This is a genomic window from Paucibacter sp. B2R-40, from assembly GCF_025717555.1.
Taxonomy (GTDB): Bacteria; Pseudomonadota; Gammaproteobacteria; order Burkholderiales; family Burkholderiaceae_C; genus Paucibacter_A.
On record NZ_JAJIRP010000003.1, the window covers coordinates 361,859 to 388,581 of the forward strand.

Consider the following 26,723-nt stretch of genomic DNA (forward strand, 5'->3'; position numbering starts at 1 on the left):
GTTACTCCCAGTGTCGCGGCAAGCTGCTAGTTGACCGCGACCCGAACGCCCCTGTTCATCGGCAAAACGCGAGCACCTGTGCCCACACGCCGTGGCCTAAAGCCCAGCCAGAAGCGGCCGCCAAACCCAGGCCGCTGAGCCGCACAGACCAGCGCATGCCTGCGACCGCTGCACCGCCCTGCCCTTGCAGTTTGACCCAGAGCAGCGGCCCCAAAGCCAACCCTAAGCCGGAAGCCATCGCAAACAGCGCCATCACCGCCGCTCCCTGGGCCGGCCCCGAGGCCAAGGCCGCCACCAGCAAGGCTGACTGCAATAGCCCACAGGGCCAAGCGGCCCAGGCAAGCCCAAGAATGCCGGCTCGCGCGGGCCGAGCGAAGATCTTGCCGCCCCCCTTCAAACCGTCCAAGGACGTTGTCACCGAGGGACGAATGCCGTTGGAGATACGCTGGCCAATGCCTTCGAGCCAGGCCGGTTGGCGCCCATGCCACAGCAAGGCCAAGCCGAGCAGAAAAGCCGCCACATGCAGCAGCACCCACAGTGGCCGCAACAGGGCCGAGGCCTGCCCCCATTGCGCCAACAAGCCCACGCTGGCTGCGGCCACCCCTCCCGCGACGGCATAACTGAACAGACGCCCGATCTGAAAGCCGAGCATGGCCGAACGTGAGGGGCCTGCAACCGCCGTACTGGCGCCGCCGCACATGGCCAAGCAATGGGGAGTACCGGCCAGCCCCATCAATAGGGCCGAACCGGCTAAAGCGACATCAAGCATCAGATGATTCTAGAGAATCTCTCGCGGCTCCGGTCGGCTTGCAAATAACGGTCAAACACCATGGCTACCGCGCGCACGAAATACCAGCCCATGGGCGTGACTTGAATGGCGCCCGGCTCCAGTGTCACCAGTCCTTGCTCGGCCAGTTCGGCCATGCGGGCCAACTCCGGCTTGAAATAGGCCTGCATGTCGACCAAGTGCGACAACTCGATCGACTCAAACTCCAACCTGCCCTGGCACATCAAGGCCATGATGACCGCACGCCGAACGATGTCATCGCGCGTCAATGCCAAGCCGCGCACGATGGGGAGTTGGCCTTGACGCAGTGCGTCGTAATACTCGTCCAAGGTCTTGGCGTTTTGGCTGTAGCAGGCGCCGACACGGCCAATTGCCGACACGCCCAGCGCCACCAGATCGCAATCGGGCTGGGTGCTGTAGCCCTGGAAGTTGCGGTGCAGACGCCCTTGCCGTTTGGCCACAGCCAGCGAGTCGCTCGCCAGGGCGAAGTGATCCATACCGATATAGCTGTAACCATGGCTTTGGAAGCCGGCGATGGCCCCCGCCAGCATCGCGACCTTGTCGCCGGCCGGCGGCAGTTGGGCCGTGTCGATGCGGCGTTGCGGCTTGAAGCGTTGCGGCAGATGGGCGTAGCCGTACAGCGCGATGCGATCCGGCTTCAAGGCCCCAACTTGCGCAATCGTGCGAGCAAACGAGTCCGGCGTCTGCAGCGGCAGGCCGTAGATCAGATCGACATTGGTGGACTCGAAACCCAGTTCGCGCGAGGCGATCATCAAGGCCTCGACACTCTCGTAGCTCTGCTCACGGTGGACGGCCTTTTGTACCGCTGCGTCAAAGTCCTGCACGCCAAAGCTGAGCCGGTTGAAGCCCAGTTCGCGCAAATGCTTGAGCCGGTCCTTGGTGACCGTGCGGGGATCCACTTCGATCGAGACTTCGGCCCCGGGCGCCACGCGAAAGCGCTCACGCAACGCGAGCATCAACTGGCTCAACTCGGCGTCGCTCAAAAAAGTCGGTGATCCGCCACCCAAATGCAGTTGCGACACCGCCGCGCCGCGCCCCAGATGAGCGAGCGTCAAATCCATCTCGGTGACCAAGGCCTGCAAATACTCGACCGCCTTGTCGTGGTGCTTGGTGATGACCTTGTTGCAAGCGCAGTAGTAGCAGACCGACTCGCAAAACGGAATGTGGATGTACAGCGACAAGGGCGAGGCACTGCCTAAAGAGCCGCCAGCTCTTTGCTGCAAGGCCTGCGTGTACTGTTCGGCCGAAAAGGCTTCAACAAACCGGTCTGCGGTCGGATAAGAGGTGTAACGCGGCCCCGAGACATCGAAGCGGCGCAACAGCTCTTCGCTGATATTGTCGGAGGCTTGGACGGCGCCCAAAGCGGGGCTAGCGTGAATGATCTGTACCATGGCACACACTTTGCCAAGAGTTTGCTTTCGCTCCTTGATCAAGATCAAGCTTGAGCCGCTTGGCGAGACCAACAATGCAGCAGTTCTTGAGATACATCAGGCTGATGATCTCGGGAGCCACTTTCCCCCAAAGATTCGCAGCCCCGCTGTTAAGGCGGCGAATCAGTTGAAAAGAGCCAAATGAACGCCACCATCCCGATCAAAATCGAACCCCTGAAGGTTGCCTGCTCGAGTTGCAATTTGCGCGAGTTGTGCTTGCCGGTGGGCCTGTCGTCGGGCGACTTGGAGCAACTTGACCAGCTGGTCGCGACGCGCCGCCAAGTCTCCCGCGGCGACACTTTGTTTCGCAGTGGCGACAGTTTTCTTTCTTTGTACGCAGTTCGCACGGGCTTCTTCAAGACTTGCGTAACGTCCGAAGATGGCCGCGACCAGGTCACCGGTTTTCAGATGGCCGGCGAGCTGCTGGGCCTGGACGGCATCAGCACCGATCGCCATAGCTGCGATGCAGTAGCGCTGGAGGATTCGTCGGTCTGCGTGATCCCTTATGAGCAACTGGAAGAGCTGTCGCGCGAATTCACCGACTTGCAGCGCCAGTTTCACAAGATCATGAGCCGCGAAATTGTGCGTGACCATGGCGTGATGTTGCTGCTGGGCAGCATGCGCGCCGAAGAGCGGCTGGCGGCTTTCTTGCTGAATCTGACCCAGCGCCTGCAAGCGCGCGGCTTCTCGGCCGCCGCCCTGGTGCTGCGCATGACGCGCGAAGAAATCGGCAGCTACCTGGGCTTGAAGCTCGAAACCGTCAGCCGGACTTTCTCGAAATTCCAAGACGACGGTTTACTGGAAGTCAAACAGCGCCAGTTACGCATCCTCGATCAAGCCGGCTTGCAACGCTTGGTCAATAGCACCAACTGCTGATACGCAAGTTCAGCGAGGCCAGGCTCGGGGGTGCCTGTCCTGCGGCAGCTCGGGCAAGGTGGCCATCAGTACGCTCAAACTGGCCGCCAGACTGATGATGAGCCAGAACAGCAAAAAGCCCATGGTGTAGACCGCTTGACGCGGCAGCTCGACCGGCGCGCCGCCAAACCAAGTCAGATCACCCGGATCGACCAGCGCGAACACCAGCGCCGTCAACACCCCGGCCATCAAGAACGAGGGCCACACCACCGCCATCGCGACCCGGCCCAAGGCCGTCCGTGTTGTTGACTCTGAGCTCGAGCCTGAAGCTGGGGCGGGCGAGTCGCTCATTTTCCACCTGTCGCGGCGTGATTGCGGGCCTCTTTCGCAGGCTGCATGGCTTTGGCGGAGGCCTGCTCTTGCAGCACCGGATCGGGATAGCGCAGCGCCAATCCAAGGGTGATGAAACTCGCCACCACGACCAAGGACGGGCCGCCCACCACCCACCACATCACCGGCTCTCGCCACCAGGGGCGTGTCGCCTCGGGTGCCGCAGTAGGAGCCGCAATTGAGCCCGATGCAGACGATGAGGCGGATGAATTGATATTTTGATGCTCTGTCATGATCTCTTCCAAGGCTGTGCGGCTGTGCGGCTGCGCATCAGCGCGGCACGACAAACGTTGATTTCTCTATTGAAGCCTGGACCGGCTCCTTGCCCGCCTGCTGTGGGCGCATCAATTGGAATTGAATCGGGTGTGCGCCGGCACCGGCCCGGGCCGCCACTTCCGGGGGCACTCGAACAGCCACGGACACCCAGCGCGCTTCAGCGGGGCCTACCGTCAAGGCAACCGGCCGTGCCAGCGTGGCGCCGTCCAAACCTGTGACCGACACAGTGAACTGCTGGGGCTGCTCGGTGGTGTTCATCACCTGCAGCCGGTACAGATTTTCAATAAAACCGTCCTCGACCAAACGCGCCATCACGCCTCGGTCGCGCACCACATCCAACTTGACGGGGCTGCGCAGGAACAACAGGCTGCCCAGCAAGGCCGCGCACAAAATCACTAGAACAATGGTGTAAATCACCACCCGCGGACGGAAGACCCGGCGCAGCTTTTGCGCCGGACTCAGGTGCTGACTCAAACCATTTTCGGTGTCATAGCGAATCAGCCCGCGCGGGTAATCCATCTTGTCCATCACACCGTCGCACACATCGATACAGGCCGCGCAACCAATGCACTCGTATTGCAGGCCCTTGCGAATATCAATGCCGGTTGGGCAGACCTGCACGCACAGCGTGCAATCGATGCAAGAACCCAGGCCGGCGGCCTTGATGTCGGTCTTCTTGCTGCGCGAGCCGCGCGGCTCACCGCGCTCGGCGTCATAACTGATGATCAGCGTGTCTTTGTCAAACATCGCGCTTTGAAAGCGCGCATAAGGGCACATGTATTTGCAGACCTGCTCACGCATATAGCCCGCATTGCCGTAGGTGGCAAAACCATAGAACAAGACCCAGAACCATTCCCAGGGCCCGAAGCCCAAGGTGAAGGCCTCGGCCCACAACTGTTTGATCGGGGTGAAGTAGCCAACGAAGCTGAAGCCGGTCCACAAGCCCAAGGAGATCCAGGCCAGCTGGGTGGCACTCTTGCGCCATAGTTTGTTGAAGCCCCATGGGGCGGCGTCAAGTTTGATCCGTGCTTGCCGGTCGCCCTCAAACTGGCGCTCTATCCACATGAAGATCTCGGTATAGACCGTCTGCGGGCAGGCAAAGCCACACCACAGCCGCCCGGCCACCGCCGTGAACAGAAACAAGGCGTAGGCCGACACCATCAACAGCCCCGTCAGGTAGATAAAGTCCTGCGGGTAAAGCACCAGGCCGCCGATGTAAAACCGCCGGGTGGCCAGGTCAAACAAGACCGCCTGGCGGTCATTCCACTGCAACCAAGGCAGGCCGTAGAACAAGAGCTGGGTGAACCAGACCAAACCCCAACGCCAGCGCGCGAACAAGCCGCTGACCGAGCGCGGGTAGATTTTGCTTTGCGCTTGGTACAAAGAAACGATCTCGATGACCGTGTCGCGGCCCTTGCCCGCCGCGGCAGGTTCAAGGGTCTTGTTCTGGCTCTTACCTGACTCTGCGTTCATGCCTACCTTGGGTGGAGCTCATTGCTCAGACTCTACTTCGCTGCGGCTGCAGCATTGCTCGACAAGCTCCAGACATACGCCCCCAGCACATGAATCTGCTCTGGGCTCAGGCGGCTGGACTGTGCAGGCATGACATTGGTTTTGCCGTTGTTGATCATGCTGATCACGGCGTCTTCACCCCAGCCATGCAGCCAGACCTTGTCGGTCAGATTCGGCGCACCAATCGCTTGGTTGCCTTTGCCGTCCGCCCCATGACAAGCGGCACAAACGCCAAACTTGGCACGCCCCATCTGCGCAGCGATCGCGTTATGCGCACTGCCGGACAGGCTCAGCACATAGTTGGCGACGTTGCGCACATCGTCCGGAGTGCCCACCGCAGCGGCCATCGGCGGCATCATGCCGGTGCGACCGTTGGTGATGGTCTGGGTGATGGTCTCGTGACTGCCACCATAAATCCAGTCGGTGTCGGTCAGGTTCGGGAAGCCCTTGCTGCCCTTGCCGTCGGAGCCGTGGCAGCCGGCGCAGTTATTGGCAAACAGGCGCTCGCCGATACCCATTGCGACCGGATCTTGCGCCAGCGTTTCGGCCGGCTTGCCCTCAAACTTCGCAAACAAGCTCGCCATCGCCTTGTGCGCGGCTTCCTGTTCCTGGCGGTACTGGCCCTCGCTGGTCCAACCCAAGGAGCCGGGCTTGCTGCCCAGACCCGGGTACATGGCCAGATAGATGCCGGCAAACACCACGGTCAGCACGAACAGAATTGCCCACCAGCGCGGCAAGGGGTTGTTCAGCTCAACGAGGTCTTCGTCCCACACATGGCCGGTGCTGTTGTCATCAGCCATGACCTTGCGGCGGCTGGCGATGAACAGCAAGAAGATGCAAAAAACCAAGCCCAGAATCGTGCCGGCGGCAACGAACAAGGACCAGCCATCATTGAAAAAATCACTCATTGGGGCCTCCCCATCACATCGTCACCCAGCGGCAGCAGGCCCTGCTCTTCAAAGCTCGCCTTGTTGCGGCTGGAATAAGCCCAAACCACGATACACAGAAACACCAGCAGCGAAAACACTGTCACTGCAGCCCGCAAAGTATTGATATCCATAGCAATCAACCTTTCACTTCAGCGCAGTGCCAAGCACCTGCAAGTAAGCAATTACCGCCTCCAGCTCGCTGCGGCCCTTGACGGCTTCAGCGGCTTCGGCAATTTCCGGGTCCGTGTAGGGCACGCCGACGATGCGCAGTGCGCGCATCTTGGGCGCCAACTCGGCCGGATCCAGCATGTTCTTGGCGAGCCAAGGGTAGGCCGGCATATTGGACTCGGGCACCAAGTCGCGCGGATTGGTCATGTGAATGCGATGCCATTCGTCGCTGTACTTGCCGCCGACCCGGTGCAGATCCGGCCCGGTGCGCTTGCTACCCCACTGAAAAGGGTGGTCATAGACGAATTCACCGGCGGTCGAAAAATGACCGTAGCGCAGCGTCTCCGAACGGAAGGGGCGAATCATCTGCGAATGGCAGTTGTAGCAACCCTCGCGGATATAGATGTCGCGCCCGGCCAGTTGCAGCGCGGTGTAAGGCTTGAGCCCGGGGGTGGCTTCGGTGGTCGAGCGCTGAAAGAACAGCGGGACAATTTCCACCGCGCCGCCGACGATGATCGTCAGCAGCACCAGCACAATCATCAGAAAACTATTGGTCTCGATTTTCGCGTGACCTGTGGCTTTATCGTTTGTCGATGCCATATCAATTTCTCCTTGGTCAGCGATACATCAAGCGTGAGCCAGGGCGGTCGGAATGGCGCTTGACTGAGCGCGGCCGACTTGCACTGTCTTGATCACGTTCCAGGACATGATCAACATGCCACCCAGATACAGCACGCCACCCACCAGACGCACCACGTAGAAGGGGTAGGTCGCCTTGACGCTTTCCACAAAGGTGTAAACCAATGTGCCATCAGGGTTGACCGCACGCCACATCAGGCCTTGCATCACACCGGCGATCCACATCGCAGCGATGTAGAGCACGATGCCCAGCGTGGCGACCCAGAAGTGCAACTCAATCGCCGACTTCGAGTACATCTCGGTGCGACCGAACATGCGCGGAATCAGGTGGTAGAGCGAGCCCATCGAGATCAGACCGACCCAGCCCAAGGCGCCGGAGTGCACATGGCCGATGGTCCAGTCGGTGTAATGGCTCAAGGCGTTGACGGTCTTGATCGACATCATCGGACCTTCAAACGTGGACATGCCGTAGAAGGACAGCGACACGATCAGGAACTTCAGGATCGGGTCATCACGCAGCTTGTGCCAGGCGCCGCTCAAGGTCATCACGCCGTTGATCATGCCGCCCCAGCTTGGCGCCAGCAACACCAGCGAGAACACCATGCCCACGCTTTGCGCCCAGTCAGGCAGCGCGGTGTAGTGCAGATGGTGCGGGCCGGCCCACATATAGGTGAAGATCAGCGCCCAGAAGTGGACGATGGACAGCCGGTAGCTGTAAACAGGGCGACCCGCTTGCTTGGGGATGTAGTAATACATCATGCCGAGGAAGCCCGCCGTCAGGAAAAAGCCCACCGCATTGTGGCCGTACCACCACTGCACCATCGCGTCTTGCACACCGGCATAGGCCGAGTAGCTCTTGAACAAAGTGACCGGGATGGCTGCACTATTGACCAAGTGCAGCAGTGCCACGGCCAGGATAAAGGCGCCGAAGAACCAGTTCGCCACATAAATGTGCCTGACCTTGCGGATCGCCACCGTGCCGAAGAACACGACCGCATAAGCCACCCAAACCAAGGTGATCAAGATGTCGATCGGCCATTCCAGCTCGGCATATTCCTTGCCGCTGGTGATGCCCAACGGCAGCGTGATCGCCGCCGACAGAATCACCAATTGCCAGCCCCAGAACGTGAACCAGGCCAGCCCGGGCGCGAACAAACGCGTGTAGCCGGTGCGCTGAACCACGTGGTAAGCGGTCGCGAACAGCGAGCAGCCGCCAAAGGCAAAAATCACGGCATTGGTGTGCAACGGTCGCAAGCGACCATAGGTCAGCCACGGTATGCCCAAATTGAGTTCTGGCCATGTCAATTGGGCGGCAATGATCACCCCCACCAACATACCCACAACACCCCACAGTACGGCGGCCAGTGCGAATGCTCGCACTACGCCATCTTCGTACACTCCTCCGGTAGAACTTACCGGTCCAGCGGTTTTTGCCATTGTGTCGGCTCCTTACGGCTTCTAATTAGACGAAGGCGATTCTTTGCCATCGCCAGGGGGGGGAACTTGATGTTCATCAAACCCATCTCCATCTTCAAGGATTCGATTGCCTTCACGTTCCAAATCTTCCAGTTGACCGTTGTTTATTGCCCACCCGAAGACACCAACGATCAGCAGCACCAAGAGTACGGACAGAGGAATCAGCAAATACAAAATGTCCATAGGGGCTTCAGTGGAGCGGCCTGGCCAAACGCTGAGCGTTCAGCACGACGAAAAGCGAGCTGCCAGCCATACCCAAGCCGGCTGCCCATGGCGGCAACCAACCGGCCAAAGCCATGGGAATGCAGGCAGCGTTGTAAGCAGCAGCCCAAAGCAGGTTCTGACGGATGATTTGAGCGGTGCGCAGCGCCAAGCCGCGCGCCAAGGCCAAGTCCAACAAACGATTCGATAGCAGCAAGGCATCGGCACTTGCGCGCGCCAGCATGGCGCCCTGCCCCATCACCACGCTGACATCGGCACGCGCCAAGACCGGCGCGTCATTGATGCCGTCGCCGACCATCAGCACACAGCGGCCCTCGGCCTGCAACTGCGCCACCGTCGCCAACTTCATGGCCGCCGTCGCATCTCCCTGCGCAGACTGCACGCCGGCGCTGGCGGCCAGGCGCGTGACCCGCTCGCTGCCATCCCCCGACAAGAGCAGGCTGCGCAGACCTTGGCCGTGCAAGGCCGCCAAGGCCTCGCGCGCATCAGGGCGCAGCACTTCGCCGAAACGCATCTTCAATACTTGTTCGCCACTGCCGAAGGCCAATTGAGCTTCAATTTGAGTATCAGCCAGCTTGGGCTCAAGATGGCCCAATTCGGCCACCCAAGCCGGCGCGCCCAGACGCCAGACCTGACCCCCTGCATCGACGGCCTGCAAACCCAGCCCCGGCAGCTCTTGGACCTGGGTCCAGTCGTTCTGAGGCACGGCGGATGAGCCCGCTTCGACCAAGGCGCGCGAGAACGGATGCTGCGAATGCCTCGCCAAGGCTCGTGCAGCACTCAACAAATCGGCCGCCTCGCCGCCAAAAGCCTGCTGCTGCAGCAACACCATCTGCTCTTGCGTCAAGGTGCCGGTCTTGTCCAGCACCACCGTATCCACTTTGCACAAGGTCTCCAGCAACTCCAGCCTGAGCAGCAAAACACCTCGTTTGGCCAAGGCGCCGGTCGCGGCCAAGCGGGCCGAAGGCGCGGCCAGCGACAGCGCACATGGGCAAGTGACGATCAACACCGAGACGGCAACCCAGACCGCCTTGGACGGATCAATGAAACTCCACAACAGCGCGCCGCCCAGCGCCAGCGCCAACACCGCCCACAGGAAGGGTCCGGCCACACGGTCGGCCAACTCGGTCGTGGCCGGGCGCTGCGTCATCGCCTCGCGCATCAGGCGCTGAATCGCTTGATGGCGGGTGTCCGCACCGACGCGCTGCACTCTCACCAGCACCGGTGACTGCAAATTCAAGCTCGCCGCCACCACCTCATCGCCAACACCTTTGGCGACCGGCAGCGACTCGCCGGTCAGCAGCGCCTCATTCGCGCTGGTGGCCCCCGATTCAATCCTGCCGTCGGCCGGAAACGCTTGACCGGCGCAGACCCGCACCAGATCACCGACGCGCAAACGGCTGGGCGCCACGCTGCAACTGCTGCCATCAAGCTCGATGCGCTCCACCGCGTCCGGCAGGGCTTCGCTGGATTGCTCCAACTGGGCGGCAGCGCGGTGCCGAGCACGCATTTCCAGAAAGCGCCCGGACAACAAAAAAGCCACGAACATCGTCAGCGAATCAAAATAGACCTCATCGCCAAAGAAGCCGCCGGGCTCAAACAGCGCACCGCTGCTGGCCACAAAAGTCACCGCCAGCCCCAGCACCACGGGCACATCCATGCCCAAGCGGCGTGCTCTGATTTGACGCCACGCCGCACTGAAGAAGGGTCCGGCCGAAAACAGCAAGACCGGCAGACTCAAAACCCAGCAAGCCCACTGCAGCAGGCGGGCTAGATCAGGGCTCAGATCGCCGGGCGCGGCAAAGTAGGCCGGGGCGGCCATCATCATCACCTGCATCATCAAAAAGACCGCCACAAACAAGCGCCACAAGGCCGTGCGTTGTTCGCGTTCGCGCAATTCGCGGGCCGGCGCCGCCGCGTCCGGCGCAGCGCCATAACCGGCTCGCTCAACGCGTTCCAGAATGCCTGCCAAACGGGTCTGCGCCGGCAGCCAAGTCAAAGTCAAGCGTGCACTGGCAGCATTGACCCTGGCCGACTTCACGCCGGGCAACTCCAGCAAGGCGCGTTCGATGATGCCCGCACAGGCGCCGCAGTGCAGGCCGGCGAGTTGGAACTGCGATACCGCCACGCCCGGCGCCCCAGGCTCAACTGCCAACCAACGCGTGAACGGGGCCAACAGATCGGGATCGTCAAGCGCGGCAATACCTTGATCGGCCATTGCGAGGCCAAGGTCGGCTGGGAGAAGAAGCTTAGAGGCGGAGATCATCATGCGGGGTTCGGCACCATAATCTAGGCGAGTCCAAGGGCAAGCCAAATGATATATATCAAGACCACCAGTTTTCTTAAGCGTTTTCACCATTCATTCGCTGCGCAGCATGCCAGCCTGTCGCATCGTGTCTACAGCGCAGCGGCAATCTTGGCTTTGTCCAGTGCTGGCCTGCTCGGCAGCCAGCTAGCGCTGGCGCAAGACCGGCCGCAAAGCCTGCCGGCCATCAAGCTCGGTGCCGGCATGCATGTGATCAGTGCGGAAGTGGCGCAGTCACCCGAGCAGCGCGCCACAGGGTTGATGAACCGACCCAGCATGGGCGCCAACGAGGGTATGTTGTTTGTCTTCGAGGAAGCCAACCCGCAATGCTTCTGGATGAAGAACACCTTGTTGCCGCTGTCCATCGCCTTCATCGCCGATGACGGCACGGTCGTCAACATCGCCGACATGAAGCCGCAGGCCCTTGATTCACATTGCTCCGCCAAGCCGGTGCGTTATGCGCTGGAGATGAACCAAGGCTGGTTCGCTAAACGCGGCATCAAGACCGGCAGCAAATTGACCGGCCGGCCTTGGGGGTCTTGACGCCGATTTGAGGCGATCAAGGCGGTAGGCGCGGGCGCGTGTTCGAGCGCCTTGCGCCGCAACGGCATTAAAAAAGGCCGGTCAGTGACCGGCCTTTAAAAAATAGTTCAAGCTCAGAGGTACGCAGGGCTTGCGCCCCGCCTACGCATCGCCTGCATTTATGCAAAGTTTGCCTGCGCGAAATCCCAGTTAGCCAGGCTATTCAGGAAAACTTCAACAAACTTCGGGCGCATATTGCGGTAGTCGATGTAGTAGGCATGTTCCCACACGTCAACAGTCAGCAAGGCCTTGTCGGCGCCGGTCAACGGCGTGCCAGCTGCCCCGGTGTTGACGATGTCGACCGAGCCGTCCGCCTTCTTCACCAGCCAGGTCCAGCCGGAACCGAAGTTGCCGACCGCGCTCTTGGTGAAGGCTTCCTTGAAAGCGTCGAAGGAACCCCACTTGGCGGTGATGGCCTCAAGCAGCGCGCCCGTTGGAGCGCCGCCGCCGTTTGGCTTCATGCAATTCCAGAAGAAGGTGTGATTCCAGATCTGCGCGGCATTGTTGTAGATCGGGCCGGAAGACGCCTTGACGATGGCCTCCAGATCCATGGCCTCAAACTCAGTGCCTTTTTGCAGATTGTTCAGGTTCACCACATAGGCGTTGTGATGCTTGCCATGGTGGTACTCCAGCGTCTCGGCACTGTAGTGTGGTGCCAGGGCGTCCTTGGCATAGGGCAGTGCGGGCAGGGTATGTTCCATATCGATTCCTCGGTGAAAAAATACTGTGGTGTTGAGCTTCGGGCGCGATTCTAGGTCTTTGCGGGCGCTGCGTCTTGGCGCCCGACAGTGCCCGTCAGACTTTAGGGGCAGCCGAGAGTATTTGCATCTGCGCCTCGCCGTCGGCCAAGACAGCGTGCACCTGCTCGCCCACAACTAACTGCTGTATCGAGGTGAGTGCGCGGCCCTGACCGTCGTCCAGCCAAGCATAGCCGCGCGCCAGCACCCGCTTGGGGTCGAGCGCGGCCAGCCGCGCCTGCAAGCCGGCCAAGCGCTGATCCTGTTGGCTCATCAGGACGGGTGCGGCGCGCCGAACGCGCTGCTCCAGATGAGCCAAACGCTGCATCTGCATCGCCTGCACCTTGGGCAAGGCCTGCGCCCAGCGCTGCGCCAACAACGCCAAATGGCGGCGCTGGCGCGCCAACATATCGGTCGGCCGCGCCAGCCTCAAGGCCATACGGTCGAGCCGCTGTGCGGCCAGATCCAGACGCTGTTGAACTCGGCGCGTCAAGGCGGCAGACAAAGCCGCCAGGGCATCCAGATTGGCCTGGCGCGAGGGCGCGGCCAGCTCCGCTGCTGCGGTCGGCGTTGGTGCCCGCAGGTCAGCCGCCAAGTCGGACAAGGTAATGTCCGTCTCATGGCCCACGCCGCAAATCAGCGGCAAGCGGGACGCCGCCACCGCCCGCACCACGCGTTCGTCATTGAATGCCCAAAGGTCTTCCAGCGAGCCGCCACCGCGCACCAGCAGCAGTGCGTCGACCTCGGCGCGGCTATTGGCAACTTGCAGCGCCGCCACCAGAGACGCCGGCGCCTGCTCGCCTTGCACCACGCTGGGATAAACAATCACTTCAATATGCGGTGCGCGCCGAGCCAAGGCCGTCAGCACATCATGCAAGGCCGCACCCGCCGTGGACGTGATCACACCGAGCCGGCGAGGAAAAGCCGGCAATGGCCGCTTGACGCTCGGGTCAAACAAACCCAAGGCCTCAAGCTTGGCCTTCAGGCGCAAAAACTGCTCATACAGCGCCCCGGCGCCGGCCCGGCGCATGCCTTCGACCACAAATTGCAATTCTCCGCGCGGCTCGTACAGCGTGAGCCGGCCGCGCATCTCGACCAAGCCGCCATCGGCGGGCGCAAAGTCCAGCAAGCTGGCCGCGCGACGAAACATCGCGCATCTCAGCATCGCAGTTTGGCCGTTGGCGTCTTTGAGATTGAAATAACAATGCCCACTCGCCGCGCGCGTAAACCCCGATAGCTCGCCTGCCACCACGCAGACGGCGAAACGGGTGTTGAGGCTTTCCGTCACTGCCGCCAACAGCGCAGCAACGCCCCACACCGTGCGCTGCGGCGCGGCTTGTGCTCGGTCAAACATGAGGGCAGCTCTCGGCCCTGACGAGCGAGAACTCCACAGCGGCCATCATCATGGGCCGTCTGGCGAATTGGCCCGTCACGGCGCTGACATAAGCATATAAACGCTTGTTTTTCAAGATCTTTTTCCTGCCCAAGAATTAAGCAATTTATCCTCAGGCCATGGTTTTCGGGCTTTTACGGCCACTTGAAGCCGCTTGCCCACAAAGTTATCCACAGCAAAAGTGGATTGTTACAGAGCGAACTGCTCCCAAAAATTGGACCAAAAATCCGGCGTCGGTTCGGGCCATAATCGCCCGCACGCCGGCAGCCGGCGCCGCCTCGGCGCCCCGCTGCTTTTTTCAGCTTTTTCGCACAGGGGTCGCCCGTTGTTTTCGATCATACAAGCCGCCGGTTGGCCGATTTGGCCCTTGCTCATTTGCTCGGTCATCGCCCTCGCCCTGATCATCGAACGTTTTTCCAGTCTGCGTGCCAGCAGAGTGGCACCCACTCGTTTGCTCGACGAAGTGCTCGGGCTGACCAGCCAAAGCCTGCCCACCCCGGACGTGGTGAATCGTTTGGCCGAGCACTCGCTGTTGGGTCAAGTGCTGGCGGCGGGCCTGCGTGCCGTCACCAGCGAGCCGCGCCTGCCTGCGGCCAAACTACAACAGGTGTTCGAATTGGCGGGGCGGCGCGCCATTCATCAACTGGAGCGTTACTTGAATACCTTGGGCACCATCGCCACCGCCGCCCCGCTGCTGGGTTTGCTGGGCACGGTAGTGGGCATGATTGAAATTTTCGGCAGCCAAGGCAGTGGCGCGGGCGGCAACCCGGCGCAAATGGCGCACGGTATCTCGGTGGCGCTGTACAACACCGCGCTGGGCTTGATGGTGGCTATTCCCTCCTTGATGTTCTATCGCTATTTCCGCGGCCGGGTGGAGGAATATGTGCTGGAGCTGGAGCAGTCCAGCGACCGCATGTTGAGCCATCTGCAGCGCTTCACGGGCTGAGCCGGCGATGAAGTTCAGGCAACGGCGCAGCGAAGAGCCGGAGATCAATCTGATCCCTTTCATCGACGTTTTGTTGGTGATTTTGATCTTTTTGATGCTCTCCACCACGTATTCCAAATTCACCGAACTGCAGATCACTTTGCCGGTGGCGGACGCCGACAAACTCAAGGACAGGCCGCGGGAAATCATCGTCTCAGTGGCGGCAGATGGACGCTATGTGGTGAATTCACAGCCGGTCGAGGGGCGCGCGGTCGAACTGCTCAGCGCGGCAATGAGCCAGGCTTCGGAAGGCCGCGCCGACAGCGTGGTGATCGTCTCGGCCGATGCCGCGGCCGCGCATCAGGCCGTCATCAATGTGATGGACGCCGCACGCCGCGCGGGGCTGTCCCATCTGACCTTTGCCGCGCAAGCCAATGCGCAGTGATAGACCCTTGCTGAGCCCTTGAACGTGAGCGCCTGGGGCCAGCGCTTGCAAGCGCAGTGGTATGGCGGCGGCGCCCTCGCCACCTCGCTGCGGCCGCTGGCTTGGATCTACGGCCTGTTGCTGCTCCTGCGCACACAGCTCTACCGTTGGGGCTGGCTGCGCACCGAAAGCCTGCCGGTACCGGTCATCGTGGTTGGCAATTGGATTGTCGGCGGCGCCGGCAAGACCCCGACCATCCTGGCCTTGCTCAAACAGTTGCAAGCCCAAGGCTTCAAGGTCGGTGTGATCTCGCGCGGCTACGGTCGAGCGGACGACGCGCCGCGCCTGGTCAGCCGAGATTGCACGGCAGGTCAAGTCGGCGATGAGCCACTGCTGATCCATTTGCGCAGCAGCGCGCCGGTGGCCGTGGGGCGCGACCGGGTCGCGGCAGCCCGGCTCTTGCTGCAGGCCAGGCCGGACTTGCAAATCCTGCTCAGCGATGACGGGCTTCAGCATCTGCGCCTGCCACGTGATTTGGCCGTGCTGCTGTTTGATGAGCGCGGCCTGGGCAATGGCCAGTTGCTGCCCGCCGGCCCCTTGCGGCAAGCGACCAGCCGCCACTTGGCGCCGCATGAGTTGGTGCTCTATAACGCAGCGTCCCCCAGCACCTTGTTGCCGGGCTATCTGGCGCAGCGCAGCTTGGCCGGCGCTGTCAGCTTGGCCGACTGGTGGCGTGGTGAGCCGGCGAAGATCGAAACGCTCAAGGCCTTGCGCGGCCGCCCAGTATTGGCGACTGCCGGCATGGCTCACCCGCAGCGCTTTTTTGACATGCTCAGCGACGCCGGCTTGACCATTGAGCCCATACCCTTGGCCGATCATTTCGACTTCAGCAGCCTGCCTTGGCAAAGTGTTTCCTACGCCGGCATGGAGGATGTGCTGCTGACAGAGAAAGACGCGGTCAAGCTGCAGCCCGAGCGTTGCCAAGGCATGCGGGTCTGGGTGGTGGCGCTAGACTTCAGCCCCGAACAAGCTTTTCAGCAGGCCGTGCAAGCGCGAGTCGAGCGTTTGCTGCGTCCTGCCAACAACCTGACCCCGAAAAATGGATAAGCAATTGCTGGAAATGTTGGTCTGCCCGCTGTGCAAGGGGCCGCTGGAGCTCAAGCGCAGTGAAACGGCCCAGGAACTGATTTGTTATGCCGACCGGCTGGCCTATCCGATCCGCGACGGTATTCCCTTGATGCTGGAGAATGAAGCACGGGCGATCGACCCAGAGACCGAACCGCGTCCACCGCGTCCGACTGCGCCATGAGTTTCACGGTGATCGTACCGGCGCGACTGGCCTCCAGCCGTCTGCCCAACAAGCCCCTGGCCGACATCGAAGGCTTGCCGATGATTGTGCGGGTGGCCCAGCGCGCGGCTTTGTCCAAGGCTGCCCAAGTTGTCGTCGCCACCGATTCGCAAGCCGTCATCGAGGCCTGCCGCGCGCACGGTGTGCAGGCCTTGCTGACTCGCGCCGACCATGTTTCGGGCAGCGACCGCCTCGCCGAAGCTTGCGAGCAATTGGGGCTGGAGGGTCAAGACATGGTGGTGAACGTGCAGGGCGACGAGCCGTTGATTGCGCCCGCCATGATCGATGCTTGCGCCGAACTGCTGCGTGCGCGGCCGCAATGCGTGATGAGCACGGTCGCCCATGCCTTGGATGACGCGGCCGAGTTCGCCAACCCGAATGTGGTCAAGGTGGTGCTGGACGCGCAGGGACTGGCCCTGTATTTTTCGCGCGCGCCGATCCCTTGGTGGCGCGATGGCTCGGCGCCGGAGCAAGCGAGGCCTCAGGCCGCAAGCGCCTTGCGCCATGTAGGCCTGTACGCCTATCACGCCGGCTTTCTGCGGCGCTTCCCGACGCTGACAGCGAGCCCCTTGGAGCAAATCGAGTCGCTGGAGCAGTTGCGGGTCTTGTGGCATGGCGAGCGCATCGCGGTTTACGTCAGCGCCGACAAGCCCGGGCCAGGTGTAGACACGCCGCAGGATCTGGAGCGCGTGCGGGCCATCATCAGAGCGGGCCAATCGAGTCAAGTTACATAGAGGAACAAGCTGCATCGGCGTCAGGCTGACGTAGGCCTGCACATGCTATCCTCGCCCGCTATCAACACGCGCGTGTCAAGCACACTCGCGTGACCGTTGGACGGGTCGGCAAGCAAGATTGGCGACTGTTTAGAGACATAACAAGGAGACCCATGCGACTGATTCTTCTGGGCGCCCCCGGCGCCGGCAAAGGCACTCAAGCCGCCTTCATCTGCCAAAAATTCGGCATCCCGCAAATCTCAACCGGTGACATGCTGCGCGCGGCCGTCAAGGCGGGCACAGACATGGGTATCGCCGCCAAGAAGGTGATGGACGCTGGCGGCCTCGTCGGTGACGACATCATCATCGGTCTGGTGAAAGAGCGCATTGCTCAGGCGGATTGCGCCAACGGCTTTTTGTTCGACGGCTTCCCCCGGACGATCCCGCAAGCCGACGCGATGAAGGCCGCCGGTGTCAAGCTGGATCTGGTGCTGGAAATCGATGTGCCGGACAGCGCCATCATCGAGCGCATGAGCGGGCGCCGCGTGCACCCGGCCTCGGGTCGCACCTACCACGTCAAGTTCAACCCGCCCAAGGTCGACGGCATTGACGACGCGACCGGCGAAGCGCTGGTGCAGCGCGACGACGACAAGGAAGAGACCGTGCGCAAGCGGCTGGAGGTCTATCAGGCCCAAACGCGCCCCTTGGTGGACTACTACTCTCAGTGGGCGGCCCAAGGCGATGTGAACGCTCCGAAGTACCGCTGCATTGCCGGCATCGGTTCGGTGGACGAAATTACCCAACGCGCCCTGGCAGCGCTGGCCTGAGCCAGGCCCGAAACAAGCATAGCCGCATCACTGTGGCTATATTTTTGCCGGACAATTTACGTTTACGTCAACGTCAACTAAAGGATAGAAAATGGACATCGCAGGCAAGGTATTCATCGTCACCGGCGGCGCGTCGGGCTTGGGCGAAGGCACGGCTCGAATGCTCACCACCCACGGCGCCAAGGTCGTCATCGCAGACTTGCAGGTCGAGCGCGGCGAAGCACTGGCGGCGGAGTTGGGCGGTGCCTTTGTACGCGCCGATGTCAGCCAGGAGGCTGAAGGGCAAGCCGTGGTGGCCAAAGCGCTGGAGTTGGGTGCCTTGTTCGGCTTGGTCAATTGTGCCGGCATTGCGCCCGCAGCCAAGACTGTCGGCAAGGAGGGGGCGCACTCATTGGCCGCCTTCAGCAAGGTCATAACGGTTAATTTGATCGGCTCCTTCAATATGATCCGGCTCGCGGCCGAGGCGATGTGCAAGAACGCGCCCGAGCCCACCGGCGAACGCGGCGTGTTGATTTCCACCGCCTCGGTGGCGGCCTACGACGGCCAGATCGGCCAAGCGGCCTATGCTGCGTCCAAGGGTGGCGTGGTTGGCATGACGCTGCCCATCGCCCGCGATCTGGCGCGCAACGGCATCCGCAATATGACCATCGCACCGGGCATCTTCGGGACACCAATGCTGTTTGGCATGCCGCAAGAAGTACAGGACGCACTGGCGGCTGGCGTGCCCTTCCCTTCGCGCCTGGGCACCCCGGCTGACTACGCCAAGCTGGTCCATCAAATCATCACCAATGAGATGCTCAACGGCGAAGTGATCCGGCTTGACGGTGCGATCAGGCTGGCACCAAAGTAAGCTGGCGAATCGCCAAAAACAACGGGCCTGATCAAATCGATCAGGCCCGTTTTGCATTCAGGAGACTAAGCAGCGATCAGCGCTTGGCACCACGTGTCTGCACAATCCACAGACGCGCCAGATCGGCCGAGCCGTCCGTGCCCTTGACAGTGCGCCAAGTTGCGTTGGCCTTGTTGACGTCGCCGGCCATCATTTGAGCCAAACCCAGATAAAGCTTGGCATCTTCGGGACGCTTCAAGGCGTCCTTCTCGATGCCGGCCTCAATCATCTTGACGCCCTTGGCAGCTTCGCCGCGGAAGGCATAGGCCAGACCCATGGAGATCATGGCATTGCCATCCTTGGACTCATTGGCCGAACGCTCGGCTTCTACCTGGCCAGCCTTGGCTTCAGCGATGCGCTTGTTCATCAAGTCCAGCAAACGCTTGTGGCGCGCACCTTCGGCGCCTTGGCCCAGGACGCCGGCCGCCAGGCCCTTGTCCACTACCGATTTGCCCTCTTCAGGGAAACCGGCTTGAGCAGCCAACTGCGCGTACTCCATATAGTCGGCCGCATCACGCATATTGCCGGTCGCCAACTTCAGGCGATAGACGTCGAGCGTGAAACGATCCGAGAAACCCTTCTTCTGCGGCAGCGTACCCAACACCTGCACCCACAGCTCCTTGCTTGGGTAATAGGTCAGCAGCTTGCCAATCGCCAATTGCTCGGCATTGCCGTCTTTTTGACGCATGGCAGCGCTCAGCAACAAATTGAGCTTGTCTTTTGAAGGCGTACGGCCGGCCTTTTCGTCCGCATTGATTTCGGCTTCAGTGTCCTTGATGATGGCACCCATATCGCCGGAGTTGAACTGAGCCGTCGTCAAGACTTGCTTCATGGTGGCGCTGTTGCCGCCTTCCTTGAAGTAGCGCTGAGCCCAAGTCAGGGCGCGCGCATTGTCCTTGTTGCGCAGATAGGTGCCGGAAATCGACTCCATCATGCGCAATTGCTCGGGCTGTGCCAAACGGCCGCTGGCCTTCAAGGCTTCGAAGCCCTTGACCATGGCCTCGGTGTCACCGGCGCCCGAGGCTGCCGCCACGCGCATCGCTTCGATGTTGTAGTTCTCGGTGGCATTGCGACCGCTGACGCCCTCGGCCTCAGCGACTTTGCTCAGCGCTTCGCGGTACTTGCCAGCCTTGTACAAGGCGCTGGCATCTTTCAGGCTCTTGCCGACCGCCGGGCGCACGCCTTCTGACTGCGCCTGCGCGGGCGCAAAACCCAGTTGTCCATCAGGGGCCGAACCCATCACAAATGCCATGGCGCCGATAGCTACCAGGGACAGTGTCTTTAACTTCATCGTTAGCTACTTTCTGCGAAAAATTTTTGATCGTGCGACTTAAGCGAAAAAAAACGCGCGGCCCTTTCAGGCTGCGCGTCTCTTATTTCACTCGATACTCATGTACCGAGCCGCGTCACTTGACGTATTGTTCGTTACCGACCATGCCCATCTTCTTGACACCGAGGCGCTGCGCTGCTGCCATCACGGCCGCGACACTGCCGTACTCGGCCAGCTTATTAGGCTTGATGTGCACTTCGGACTGATCAGGCTCAGCCGCAACTTCTGCCAGCTTTGCTTCGACCGAAGCATGATTGGCTAAAGCCACGCCGTCCCAGCTGACCGTGCCGTCAAAGTCGATGAAGACTTCATGCACAACCGGATCCTTCAGCGGCTGCTGAGTGCTCGGTGGCGGCATGTCCAGATTCACAGAGTGCAACTGGATCGGGATGGTAATGATCAACATAACGATCAAAACCAACATCACGTCAATCAGGGGCGTCGTGTTGACGTCCATCATCACTTCGGGTTCGTCGCTGCCGGACGAACTACCTACATTCATACCCATGTCTTATCCCTTCAATCAGCCGCCACGCTCAGGTGGCTGCGTGACAAAGCTGACTTTCATGATGCCAGCGCGCTGAGCGGCGTAAACCACACGGCCGACCGACTCGTAACGCGCACCGCTGTCACCGCGGACATGAAGTTCAGGCTGAGGGTTCAAGACCGAAACCTTGCCCAAACGCTTGACCAGCTCGTCGGTGTCATTGACTGGGGTGGTGTTCCAGTAGATTTCGCCATCCTTGGTCACCGAGATATCAATATTCTCCGGCTTCGTGACCCGCGCGATATTGGTTTCGCTGGGCAGCTTGACCTTGACCGCGTTGATAACCGCTGGAATGGTGATGAGGAAGATGATCAAGAGCACCAACATCACGTCCACGAGGGGCGTGGTGTTGATGGTCGAAACCACTTCGTCTTCGCCGGAAGAGGATCCGACATTCATGCTCATATTGTCTTCTCCGCGCTGAGGTTTGCTTGAACGCGAGAATTAACGCTTGGTGACTTGACGGTTGCCCATCAGCACGCCGTGCACGTCAGCGGCGAAAGCACGGATCTGGCCCATGACTTCCTTGTTGCGGTTCACCATCCAGTTGTAACCCAACACTGCAGGCACAGCCACTGCCAGACCGAAGGCGGTCATCAACAGCGCTTCACCCACTGGGCCGGCAACCTTGTCGATCGATGCTTGGCCGGCAACGCCGATGGCGGTCAGCGCTTGCAAAATGCCCCACACCGTGCCGAACAAACCGATGAACGGCGAGGTCGAACCGACGGTAGCCAGGAAGCCCAGGCCACCTTGGACGCGGCTGTTGACTTCGCTCACCGAGCGCTCAACATTCATCGTCACCCATGTGCTGTGGTCGATGTTTTCAGTCAATGCACCTTCGTGATGCTCGGAAGCCTCAATCGCCGAAGCGGCGATGAAGCGGAAGGCACTGCCTTCGCTCAGGCCCTTGATGCCTTCGGCCAAAGAAGCCTTCTTGAAGAAGTTGGTGCGCACGCTCTTGGCTTCGGCCGACAGCTTATGCGAATCCCACAGCTTGGTGATCAGGATGTACCAGCTGCCCATGGACATGATGACCAGCAAAGCCAGCACGCCTTTGGAGACGAAGTCACCGTGCTCCAACATGGCTTTCAGGCCGTATGGATTGTCAACCGGCTTGGCCGCAGCGGCAGCGACAGGAGCAGGAGCAGCTGCATCAGCTGCAGCGCCTTCAACCACCGCCGAAGCTGCATCAGCAGGCTTGGCTTCTTGAGCGTGGACAGGGGAAACAGCGATTGCCGCGGCAAAAGCGATGGCGGCGAACAGGCCGGAAATACGAGAGATCATGGAGTCAGCTCCTGCGGATGAAATCGAAACAAAAAAGAGAGAAACAAGGCCAGAGGATATTCCAGCCCCGTAGATGAGGACTTAGCGAGTTCTTATTCGATCTTGAATTGGAACTCTTGTTCGAACACGTGATCACCTGGACATTCGTAGGTGTCGCGCAGCGTTTCTTCGATCGCCGCAACCAGCGCTCGCTGAGCCTTGCGATCGACACCGGCGCGCAGGCTTTGCACCTCGATGCCGGAGACACGTCCCGACTTGACTGTTGCCACGACCCTGAACAAGGCCTCGCCACTCCAGTTCACCGACGGCACTTCTGGCTTGCCCATCTTGGTGCAGACCATACCAGCCTTGACCGGACCGGTGCGCACTGGCGGAGGTGCCGGTGGCGCTGCTGCCACGGGTGGCTTGGCGGCCTGCACCTGCTGCTGCGGTGGCGCAACCTGAGTTGACGCAATCGCAGGCGCTGGCGGTGCCGGTGCCGTCACCTGAAACTCAGGCGGCGGAATAAATGGCGGCGGCGGTGCTTTCAGATCAGGCGGCGGCAGCTCGATCTTCTTGATCTCTTCTGGCGGCTTGACCTTCTCTTCAATCACCTTGGTCTCGATCGGGCCCGTGACGGCTTCAACCGCCTTACGTGCCAAACCACTGGCGATCGCCCACACGAGCAACACGTGGATCAGGACCACAATGCCGAAACCCATGAAACGTGACGAGCCGTTCTTCTCCTGCGCAAAGTTCATGCGCGCTCCTTCATAAGACTGCGAAATTCTTCCATCAAGACGCGAGAGCAAATTCCGCCCTGCGCAGTGCCCGTCTCGAACCTGAGGCGCTCATCTACTTGCTCGCCGCAGCGGCCACACCATCACAGCAAGACCACCAGAACAAGGCAAGTCAACCGATTGCCACTTCAAAAAAAATGCCCGTCAGCTTTGGACCACGGGCCTCGCCGAAAGCAAAAGACCTTACTTGCAGCTTGCAGCAAGAGCCCAAATCTTCAGCGCCCCGGATCATAAACGAGTTCCAAAGCCACTCGATCATGGGGATTACCCGAGGCGGCTCGGCGCTGCACCCAAAGTTACCAGGCAGTTTCAGCCCGCTTGAGCAGTTGGTATTTTACTGGTATCAGACTTGGCGTGCGCTGCAGTCGACCTAGGGTTTTCACCAATTTGTCACTTTAAATTACAAAGGCGCCCTAGTCGCCTTCGGTACCACGACACCCAGCCAGCTGGTCCTCAACCCTTTGCTTTGGCTATATCTCATAGGCGGCGCCGACAACACATGCGAGTACCGATCAAACCTTCTGTTGCCCATCGCAAACAAGCCCTATCGGCATGCCGCCATCCTGGAGGATTTGCGATGTCGAAGGTCAAGAAATCGTCTTTGCACCACCACTCAATCAACCACCCCCTGTATTCACCGGCGCTCGCCTGATTTCAAGCCCATCCTTATCGGCCTGACGCACATTGCTGCTCATCGCATTTTTGTCGCGCCTCACAAGATTGCTGCCTGTAGCAACTTCCGGCCTATCCTCCAGTGAGGTATTGAAGCTCGGCTTTGAATCAACCGATTCCACACTACTGCATGCTGGCAATAGCGACACAGCCGCAGCAGCCCAGAAAAGTAACTTCACAGTTCTTCGGTTCATTGACCTCTCCCTTGAAAAATTCTTTCGATGAATGACTAACTGGCGCTTGGTGCCCTTGATGTTGGCCCACGCTAGCTGAAGATTCAATCCCCAAAAAGAAGGGAGCCCAAACTGGGCCCCCTCCTATGACGTGCAAACTAGATCTTAGATATCAGATCAGAAGAAGCTGTACTTCACCCGGCCGTAGTACTGGCGACCGATTGGGTTTGCAAACGTGGCGTCATAGCCGGTCTGGAAGCCCTGCGTGGTCCGCGAGACTGGCGGGTCTTGGTTGAGCAAGTTCTTGATACCAGCCGTGAACTCCAGGGACTTGGTAGGACGCAGGTTGAACTGAGTATCCCAGGTTGAATAGTTGGAGACATTGCGCACCAGCGGGTAATCAGGACCGATCGCAAGTGGATCAGTAAAGTCCTCGTAGCCCATCGTGTAATTGTTCGTCAGGGAGACGGCGAACGGACCTTTCAGCCAAGTGAAGCTCAGGGCATGACGCCACTTCGGTGCGGGACCAAAGTCTTTGTACTTGCCCAAATCGCTGACCTTGGCCAATCCGGTGTACTGATAGCCGTGCGTCAGGAAGTAAGTACCGTCGATCGATGCGCCAAAAAGACCCAGCTCAGCCGTCTTGAAACGGTACTGCGCGCTAACGTCCAAACCAGAGGCATAGGTCTTGGCCGTATTTTCAATCGGCAAGTAAGCATAGGCCAGCGGGAAGTCCTTGTTGGAACTGCCTTTGATCGGATTGGCCTGATCTGGGTCCTTCTTTGGGTCATAGCGGTAGTAGTAGTCCAGGTACTTGGCCGGATCGCCAAACACTTGCTGCTCCGACTTGGTCACGATCGGATCCTTGATGTCCACATTCCAGTAATCAAACGTGGTGTTCAAGTTATCACTCAAGGTGAACGCCATGCCGAGCGAGAACTGCGTGGATTTTTCTGGCTTCAGATTGGCATAACCTGAAGTGCCAGTTGGCATTTGCACATTGCACTCGGTGTCTGCATCGACCGGGTTCACCGTATCTTTGATCGCCACGCCGTTCGGGCAGCGGATTGGATCGCTGAAGTTACCGTTTGTATTGTTACCGGTCGTCAATGGACGAAGGTTTTCATACAAAGTCGGGGCACGGAAGCCTTGCGCAATCGAGCCACGGAACAACATTTCCTTGCCAGGCTGGTAGCGGAAGCTGGCCTTTGGACTGAAGTTATTGAAGCCCGTACCAAAGCCGTTCTTGTAGTTGTCGTAACGGCCTGCGAAATTGAGCTCCAACTCTTTGAGGACCGGCACAACGATCTCACTGTAGAGACCATAAACCTTGCGGTCACCGGTCACGCTCGGGATCGGGCCTGATCCGCCGACTTCGTCACCGCTGGCCAGAATCGGGAAGGACACCTGCGCCAATGATTCATCGCGATACGAGGCGCCAAAAGCCAAGCCGACGGCGCCATGAGTCATTTGATAGATTTCGCGCGAAATCTTGAAATCGACTTCTTTAGAAATCGACTCAGCCGTCTGCTGCGTACCGAGAATCAAGGCGCTGTTCAACGCCGCAAGGCTCTTGGCATCTTGACTACCAAAAACGTTGACTTCACCTGACGCCAACAGCGGCGTCAGCTTGGCGTAGCTGAATTTGCCCGGGCCGTAACTGATTTCGCCCTTGTTACGCGAGTAAGTGAAGGCCGTGTCGTAATCCCATCCGAACATCAAACCCTTGGCACCCAAAACGTAGCGGTCATTTTCGGTCTCAGTAATGTCGGATCGACCGCCACCCGCGACCGTGCGCCATGTCCCCCCCATATCGCCCTGAGGCGTCACAGCCATGTCCGCCGCCAGCACCGTATCAGCCGCCAGCACCGAGCCATTCGGCATGACATAGCCCTTTGCGAGGGTCATACCCTTGGGCAGGGTAATGCTCTTGGGGTAGAACCGACCCGTGGCCGGATAGGTCATGGTCTTGGTATACGGGGACGGTGAATAGACCGAGGTGACCTTATCACTCGTATGCATCGCCTCGGCATAGATCTGATTGTCAAGATTGGGCTGATACACGCCACGCGCAACGAAGTTTGAGCGCGTCTGCTCAGGAATCAAATCGATGAACTTCACATAATCAGTCCCGCAAGCCGTGCCGGGACGAACAGTCAACGCAAATTCAGCGCTATCGCACCCTTTATAACTATAGGGATTCACGCCGCGGTAGGAGTTCCCCAAGGTATCGGTGAAATTCAGGTTGGGAACACCGTTGCGAGGGGACGACTTGTCCAGGCCCAAATCGGGCCGTACGGCCGTATTCGCGAAATCGCGCTGGGTCGCTTTCAGGGCGGTCGTATCTTCACGACTCGCACTCAGCATCACGTTGAACTTGTCCTTGTTCAGATCGCCGAAGCCACCGACAAAGTTGATGTTCGACGTGTTGCCGCCGCCCTGGTCTGAGCTCGTTTGACCAGCGCTGACCTCGGCACCTTGATAGTCCTTCTTCAAGATGAAGTTGATCACGCCTGCCACGGCATCAGCGCCGTAAATTGCCGAAGCGCCGTCCCGCAACACTTCAACGCGCTCGACCGCTGACAAGGGAATGGAGTTCAGGTCAACCGGGCTGTTACCGAACGCAAAATTGGCGACACGCCGACCGTTGAGCAACACCAGGGTGTACTTGGAGCCGAGTGCGCGCAAGTTGGCCGTCGAAGCACCGCCTGTCGCACCCACATTGTTGGCGACAACGCCACCACCAAAGTTGGCCGGGATCAAATTGACCAGATCCTGAGCGGATGTCACGCCGGTACGGGCAATTTCTGCCCTGCTGATGACTGTCATCGGCAAACCGGATTCAGCATCGATTCGCTTCACAAACGAGGAGCCAGTGACTTCGACTCGTTCAATTTTCTGCGGGGCTTCGGTTTGGGCCTGAGCCCCGCCGGCCAGAGCGCTGCCCAGGACCGTCAAGACCGCTATATTGATGCGTTTTCTTTGGAACATTGTGAACTCCGTCATAGAAAAACCAAGGGGGTGTATGGATAGGTACATAGAAAATGCAACTCGCGGGCCAGACACCTTGTGGGAGCGTGTTCACCA

General features: G+C 60.0%; 30 protein-coding genes. 10 read left to right on the plus strand and 20 right to left on the minus strand.

Annotated elements, in window-relative coordinates; all coding sequences use genetic code 11:
* Positions 1-55: 55 nt before the first annotated feature.
* The gene (locus LNV09_RS08160; protein ID WP_263556591.1) at positions 56-769 is read right to left on the minus strand and encodes a sulfite exporter TauE/SafE family protein; all 714 of its coding nucleotides are present in this window, start codon (positions 767-769) and stop codon (positions 56-58) included.
* Positions 769-2,199 (minus strand): oxygen-independent coproporphyrinogen III oxidase, encoded by a 1,431-nt coding sequence (hemN, locus tag LNV09_RS08165; RefSeq protein ID WP_263556592.1) that lies wholly within the window; start codon positions 2,197-2,199, stop codon positions 769-771. The genes LNV09_RS08160 and hemN overlap by 1 nt, the downstream gene beginning before the upstream one ends.
* Positions 2,200-2,233: 34 nt before the next feature.
* Here hemN and LNV09_RS08170 point away from each other — a divergent pair, with 34 nt between their 5' ends.
* A complete protein-coding gene (locus LNV09_RS08170; RefSeq protein ID WP_263556593.1) occupies positions 2,234-2,383 on the plus strand; it encodes a hypothetical protein in 150 nt (49 codons plus the stop codon).
* Positions 2,380-3,114, plus strand: a complete 735-nt coding sequence (gene fnr, locus LNV09_RS08175) for a fumarate/nitrate reduction transcriptional regulator Fnr (RefSeq protein WP_263556594.1) — start codon at positions 2,380-2,382, stop codon at positions 3,112-3,114. The genes LNV09_RS08170 and fnr overlap by 4 nt, the downstream gene beginning before the upstream one ends.
* Before the next feature lie 9 nt (positions 3,115-3,123).
* On the opposite strand, the gene LNV09_RS08180 is transcribed toward fnr, so the two are convergent.
* Genes LNV09_RS08180 through LNV09_RS08220 form a run of 9 tightly spaced genes read right to left on the minus strand, consistent with a single transcriptional unit; the run spans position 3,124 to position 10,923 of the window.
* Positions 3,124-3,444, minus strand: a complete 321-nt coding sequence (locus LNV09_RS08180) for a hypothetical protein (RefSeq protein WP_263556595.1) — start codon at positions 3,442-3,444, stop codon at positions 3,124-3,126.
* Positions 3,441-3,716 carry a hypothetical protein gene (locus tag LNV09_RS08185; RefSeq protein WP_263556797.1) on the minus strand — a complete coding sequence of 92 codons (276 nt, stop codon included), beginning with the start codon at positions 3,714-3,716 and terminating at the stop codon, positions 3,441-3,443. Before LNV09_RS08185 ends, LNV09_RS08180 begins: the two co-directional genes overlap by 4 nt.
* Before the next feature lie 37 nt (positions 3,717-3,753).
* On the minus strand, positions 3,754-5,232 hold the full coding sequence (ccoG, locus tag LNV09_RS08190; protein WP_263556596.1) for a cytochrome c oxidase accessory protein CcoG: 1,479 nt from the start codon (positions 5,230-5,232) through the stop codon (positions 3,754-3,756).
* 32 nt (positions 5,233-5,264) lie between these two features.
* Positions 5,265-6,179, minus strand: a complete 915-nt coding sequence (ccoP, locus tag LNV09_RS08195) for a cytochrome-c oxidase, cbb3-type subunit III (protein WP_263556597.1) — start codon at positions 6,177-6,179, stop codon at positions 5,265-5,267.
* Positions 6,176-6,331, minus strand: a complete 156-nt coding sequence (locus LNV09_RS08200; protein WP_263556598.1) for a cbb3-type cytochrome oxidase subunit 3 — start codon at positions 6,329-6,331, stop codon at positions 6,176-6,178. Before LNV09_RS08200 ends, ccoP begins: the two co-directional genes overlap by 4 nt.
* Before the next feature lie 13 nt (positions 6,332-6,344).
* Positions 6,345-6,968 (minus strand): cytochrome-c oxidase, cbb3-type subunit II, encoded by a 624-nt coding sequence (gene ccoO / locus LNV09_RS08205; RefSeq protein ID WP_263556599.1) that lies wholly within the window; start codon positions 6,966-6,968, stop codon positions 6,345-6,347.
* A 27-nt stretch (positions 6,969-6,995) separates the two neighbouring features.
* Positions 6,996-8,444, minus strand: coding sequence for a cytochrome-c oxidase, cbb3-type subunit I (gene ccoN, locus LNV09_RS08210; RefSeq protein WP_263556600.1), 1,449 nt, complete (start codon positions 8,442-8,444; stop codon positions 6,996-6,998).
* Between the two features lie 21 nt (positions 8,445-8,465).
* Complete coding sequence (ccoS, locus tag LNV09_RS08215) at positions 8,466-8,666, minus strand: cbb3-type cytochrome oxidase assembly protein CcoS (protein ID WP_263556601.1); 201 nt, start codon at positions 8,664-8,666, stop codon at positions 8,466-8,468.
* A gap of 7 nt (positions 8,667-8,673) precedes the next feature.
* On the minus strand, positions 8,674-10,923 hold the full coding sequence (locus LNV09_RS08220; RefSeq protein WP_263556602.1) for a heavy metal translocating P-type ATPase: 2,250 nt from the start codon (positions 10,921-10,923) through the stop codon (positions 8,674-8,676).
* Between the two features lie 96 nt (positions 10,924-11,019).
* Between LNV09_RS08220 and LNV09_RS08225 the strand changes: the two genes are divergently transcribed.
* Complete coding sequence (locus LNV09_RS08225; RefSeq protein ID WP_263556603.1) at positions 11,020-11,553, plus strand: DUF192 domain-containing protein; 534 nt, start codon at positions 11,020-11,022, stop codon at positions 11,551-11,553.
* 158 nt (positions 11,554-11,711) lie between these two features.
* Here the strand turns inward: LNV09_RS08225 and LNV09_RS08230 are convergent, their stop codons facing one another.
* Positions 11,712-12,293 carry a superoxide dismutase gene (locus LNV09_RS08230; protein ID WP_263556604.1) on the minus strand — a complete coding sequence of 194 codons (582 nt, stop codon included), beginning with the start codon at positions 12,291-12,293 and terminating at the stop codon, positions 11,712-11,714.
* A gap of 94 nt (positions 12,294-12,387) precedes the next feature.
* Entirely contained in the window at positions 12,388-13,683 is a 1,296-nt protein-coding gene (gene xseA / locus LNV09_RS08235) for an exodeoxyribonuclease VII large subunit (protein WP_263556605.1), read from the minus strand.
* Positions 13,684-14,047: 364 nt separating this feature from the next.
* Between xseA and LNV09_RS08240 the strand changes: the two genes are divergently transcribed.
* The 7 genes from LNV09_RS08240 to LNV09_RS08270 all read left to right on the plus strand — a co-directional run bounded on the left by LNV09_RS08240 (position 14,048) and on the right by LNV09_RS08270 (position 18,809).
* Positions 14,048-14,668: a MotA/TolQ/ExbB proton channel family protein gene (locus tag LNV09_RS08240; RefSeq protein ID WP_263556606.1), complete on the plus strand. Its 621-nt coding sequence runs from the start codon at positions 14,048-14,050 to the stop codon at positions 14,666-14,668.
* Between the two features lie 7 nt (positions 14,669-14,675).
* Positions 14,676-15,092 (plus strand): ExbD/TolR family protein, encoded by a 417-nt coding sequence (locus LNV09_RS08245; protein ID WP_263556607.1) that lies wholly within the window; start codon positions 14,676-14,678, stop codon positions 15,090-15,092.
* 24 nt (positions 15,093-15,116) lie between these two features.
* Positions 15,117-16,178: a tetraacyldisaccharide 4'-kinase gene (lpxK, locus tag LNV09_RS08250; RefSeq protein ID WP_263556783.1), complete on the plus strand. Its 1,062-nt coding sequence runs from the start codon at positions 15,117-15,119 to the stop codon at positions 16,176-16,178.
* Complete coding sequence (locus LNV09_RS08255; RefSeq protein ID WP_263556608.1) at positions 16,171-16,380, plus strand: Trm112 family protein; 210 nt, start codon at positions 16,171-16,173, stop codon at positions 16,378-16,380. The genes lpxK and LNV09_RS08255 overlap by 8 nt, the downstream gene beginning before the upstream one ends.
* Entirely contained in the window at positions 16,377-17,153 is a 777-nt protein-coding gene (kdsB, locus tag LNV09_RS08260) for a 3-deoxy-manno-octulosonate cytidylyltransferase (RefSeq protein WP_263556609.1), read from the plus strand. The genes LNV09_RS08255 and kdsB overlap by 4 nt, the downstream gene beginning before the upstream one ends.
* 152 nt (positions 17,154-17,305) lie before the next feature.
* Positions 17,306-17,959, plus strand: a complete 654-nt coding sequence (adk, locus tag LNV09_RS08265) for an adenylate kinase (RefSeq protein ID WP_263556610.1) — start codon at positions 17,306-17,308, stop codon at positions 17,957-17,959.
* Between the two features lie 91 nt (positions 17,960-18,050).
* Positions 18,051-18,809: a 3-hydroxyacyl-CoA dehydrogenase gene (locus LNV09_RS08270; RefSeq protein ID WP_263556611.1), complete on the plus strand. Its 759-nt coding sequence runs from the start codon at positions 18,051-18,053 to the stop codon at positions 18,807-18,809.
* A 76-nt stretch (positions 18,810-18,885) separates the two neighbouring features.
* On the opposite strand, the gene LNV09_RS08275 is transcribed toward LNV09_RS08270, so the two are convergent.
* The 7 genes from LNV09_RS08275 to LNV09_RS08305 all read right to left on the minus strand — a co-directional run bounded on the left by LNV09_RS08275 (position 18,886) and on the right by LNV09_RS08305 (position 26,627).
* Positions 18,886-20,139: a hypothetical protein gene (locus LNV09_RS08275; RefSeq protein WP_263556612.1), complete on the minus strand. Its 1,254-nt coding sequence runs from the start codon at positions 20,137-20,139 to the stop codon at positions 18,886-18,888.
* A gap of 115 nt (positions 20,140-20,254) precedes the next feature.
* The gene (locus LNV09_RS08280) at positions 20,255-20,686 is read right to left on the minus strand and encodes an ExbD/TolR family protein (RefSeq protein ID WP_263556613.1); all 432 of its coding nucleotides are present in this window, start codon (positions 20,684-20,686) and stop codon (positions 20,255-20,257) included.
* 15 nt (positions 20,687-20,701) lie between these two features.
* Positions 20,702-21,130, minus strand: a complete 429-nt coding sequence (locus LNV09_RS08285; protein WP_263556614.1) for an ExbD/TolR family protein — start codon at positions 21,128-21,130, stop codon at positions 20,702-20,704.
* 39 nt (positions 21,131-21,169) lie between these two features.
* Positions 21,170-22,012, minus strand: a complete 843-nt coding sequence (locus tag LNV09_RS08290) for a MotA/TolQ/ExbB proton channel family protein (protein ID WP_263556615.1) — start codon at positions 22,010-22,012, stop codon at positions 21,170-21,172.
* Between the two features lie 92 nt (positions 22,013-22,104).
* Positions 22,105-22,803, minus strand: a complete 699-nt coding sequence (locus LNV09_RS08295) for an ABC transporter substrate-binding protein (protein ID WP_263556616.1) — start codon at positions 22,801-22,803, stop codon at positions 22,105-22,107.
* Positions 22,804-23,408: 605 nt separating this feature from the next.
* Positions 23,409-23,657: a hypothetical protein gene (locus LNV09_RS08300; protein WP_263556617.1), complete on the minus strand. Its 249-nt coding sequence runs from the start codon at positions 23,655-23,657 to the stop codon at positions 23,409-23,411.
* Between the two features lie 156 nt (positions 23,658-23,813).
* Complete coding sequence (locus LNV09_RS08305) at positions 23,814-26,627, minus strand: TonB-dependent receptor plug domain-containing protein (protein ID WP_263556618.1); 2,814 nt, start codon at positions 26,625-26,627, stop codon at positions 23,814-23,816.
* Between the last annotated feature and the right edge of the window lie 96 nt (positions 26,628-26,723).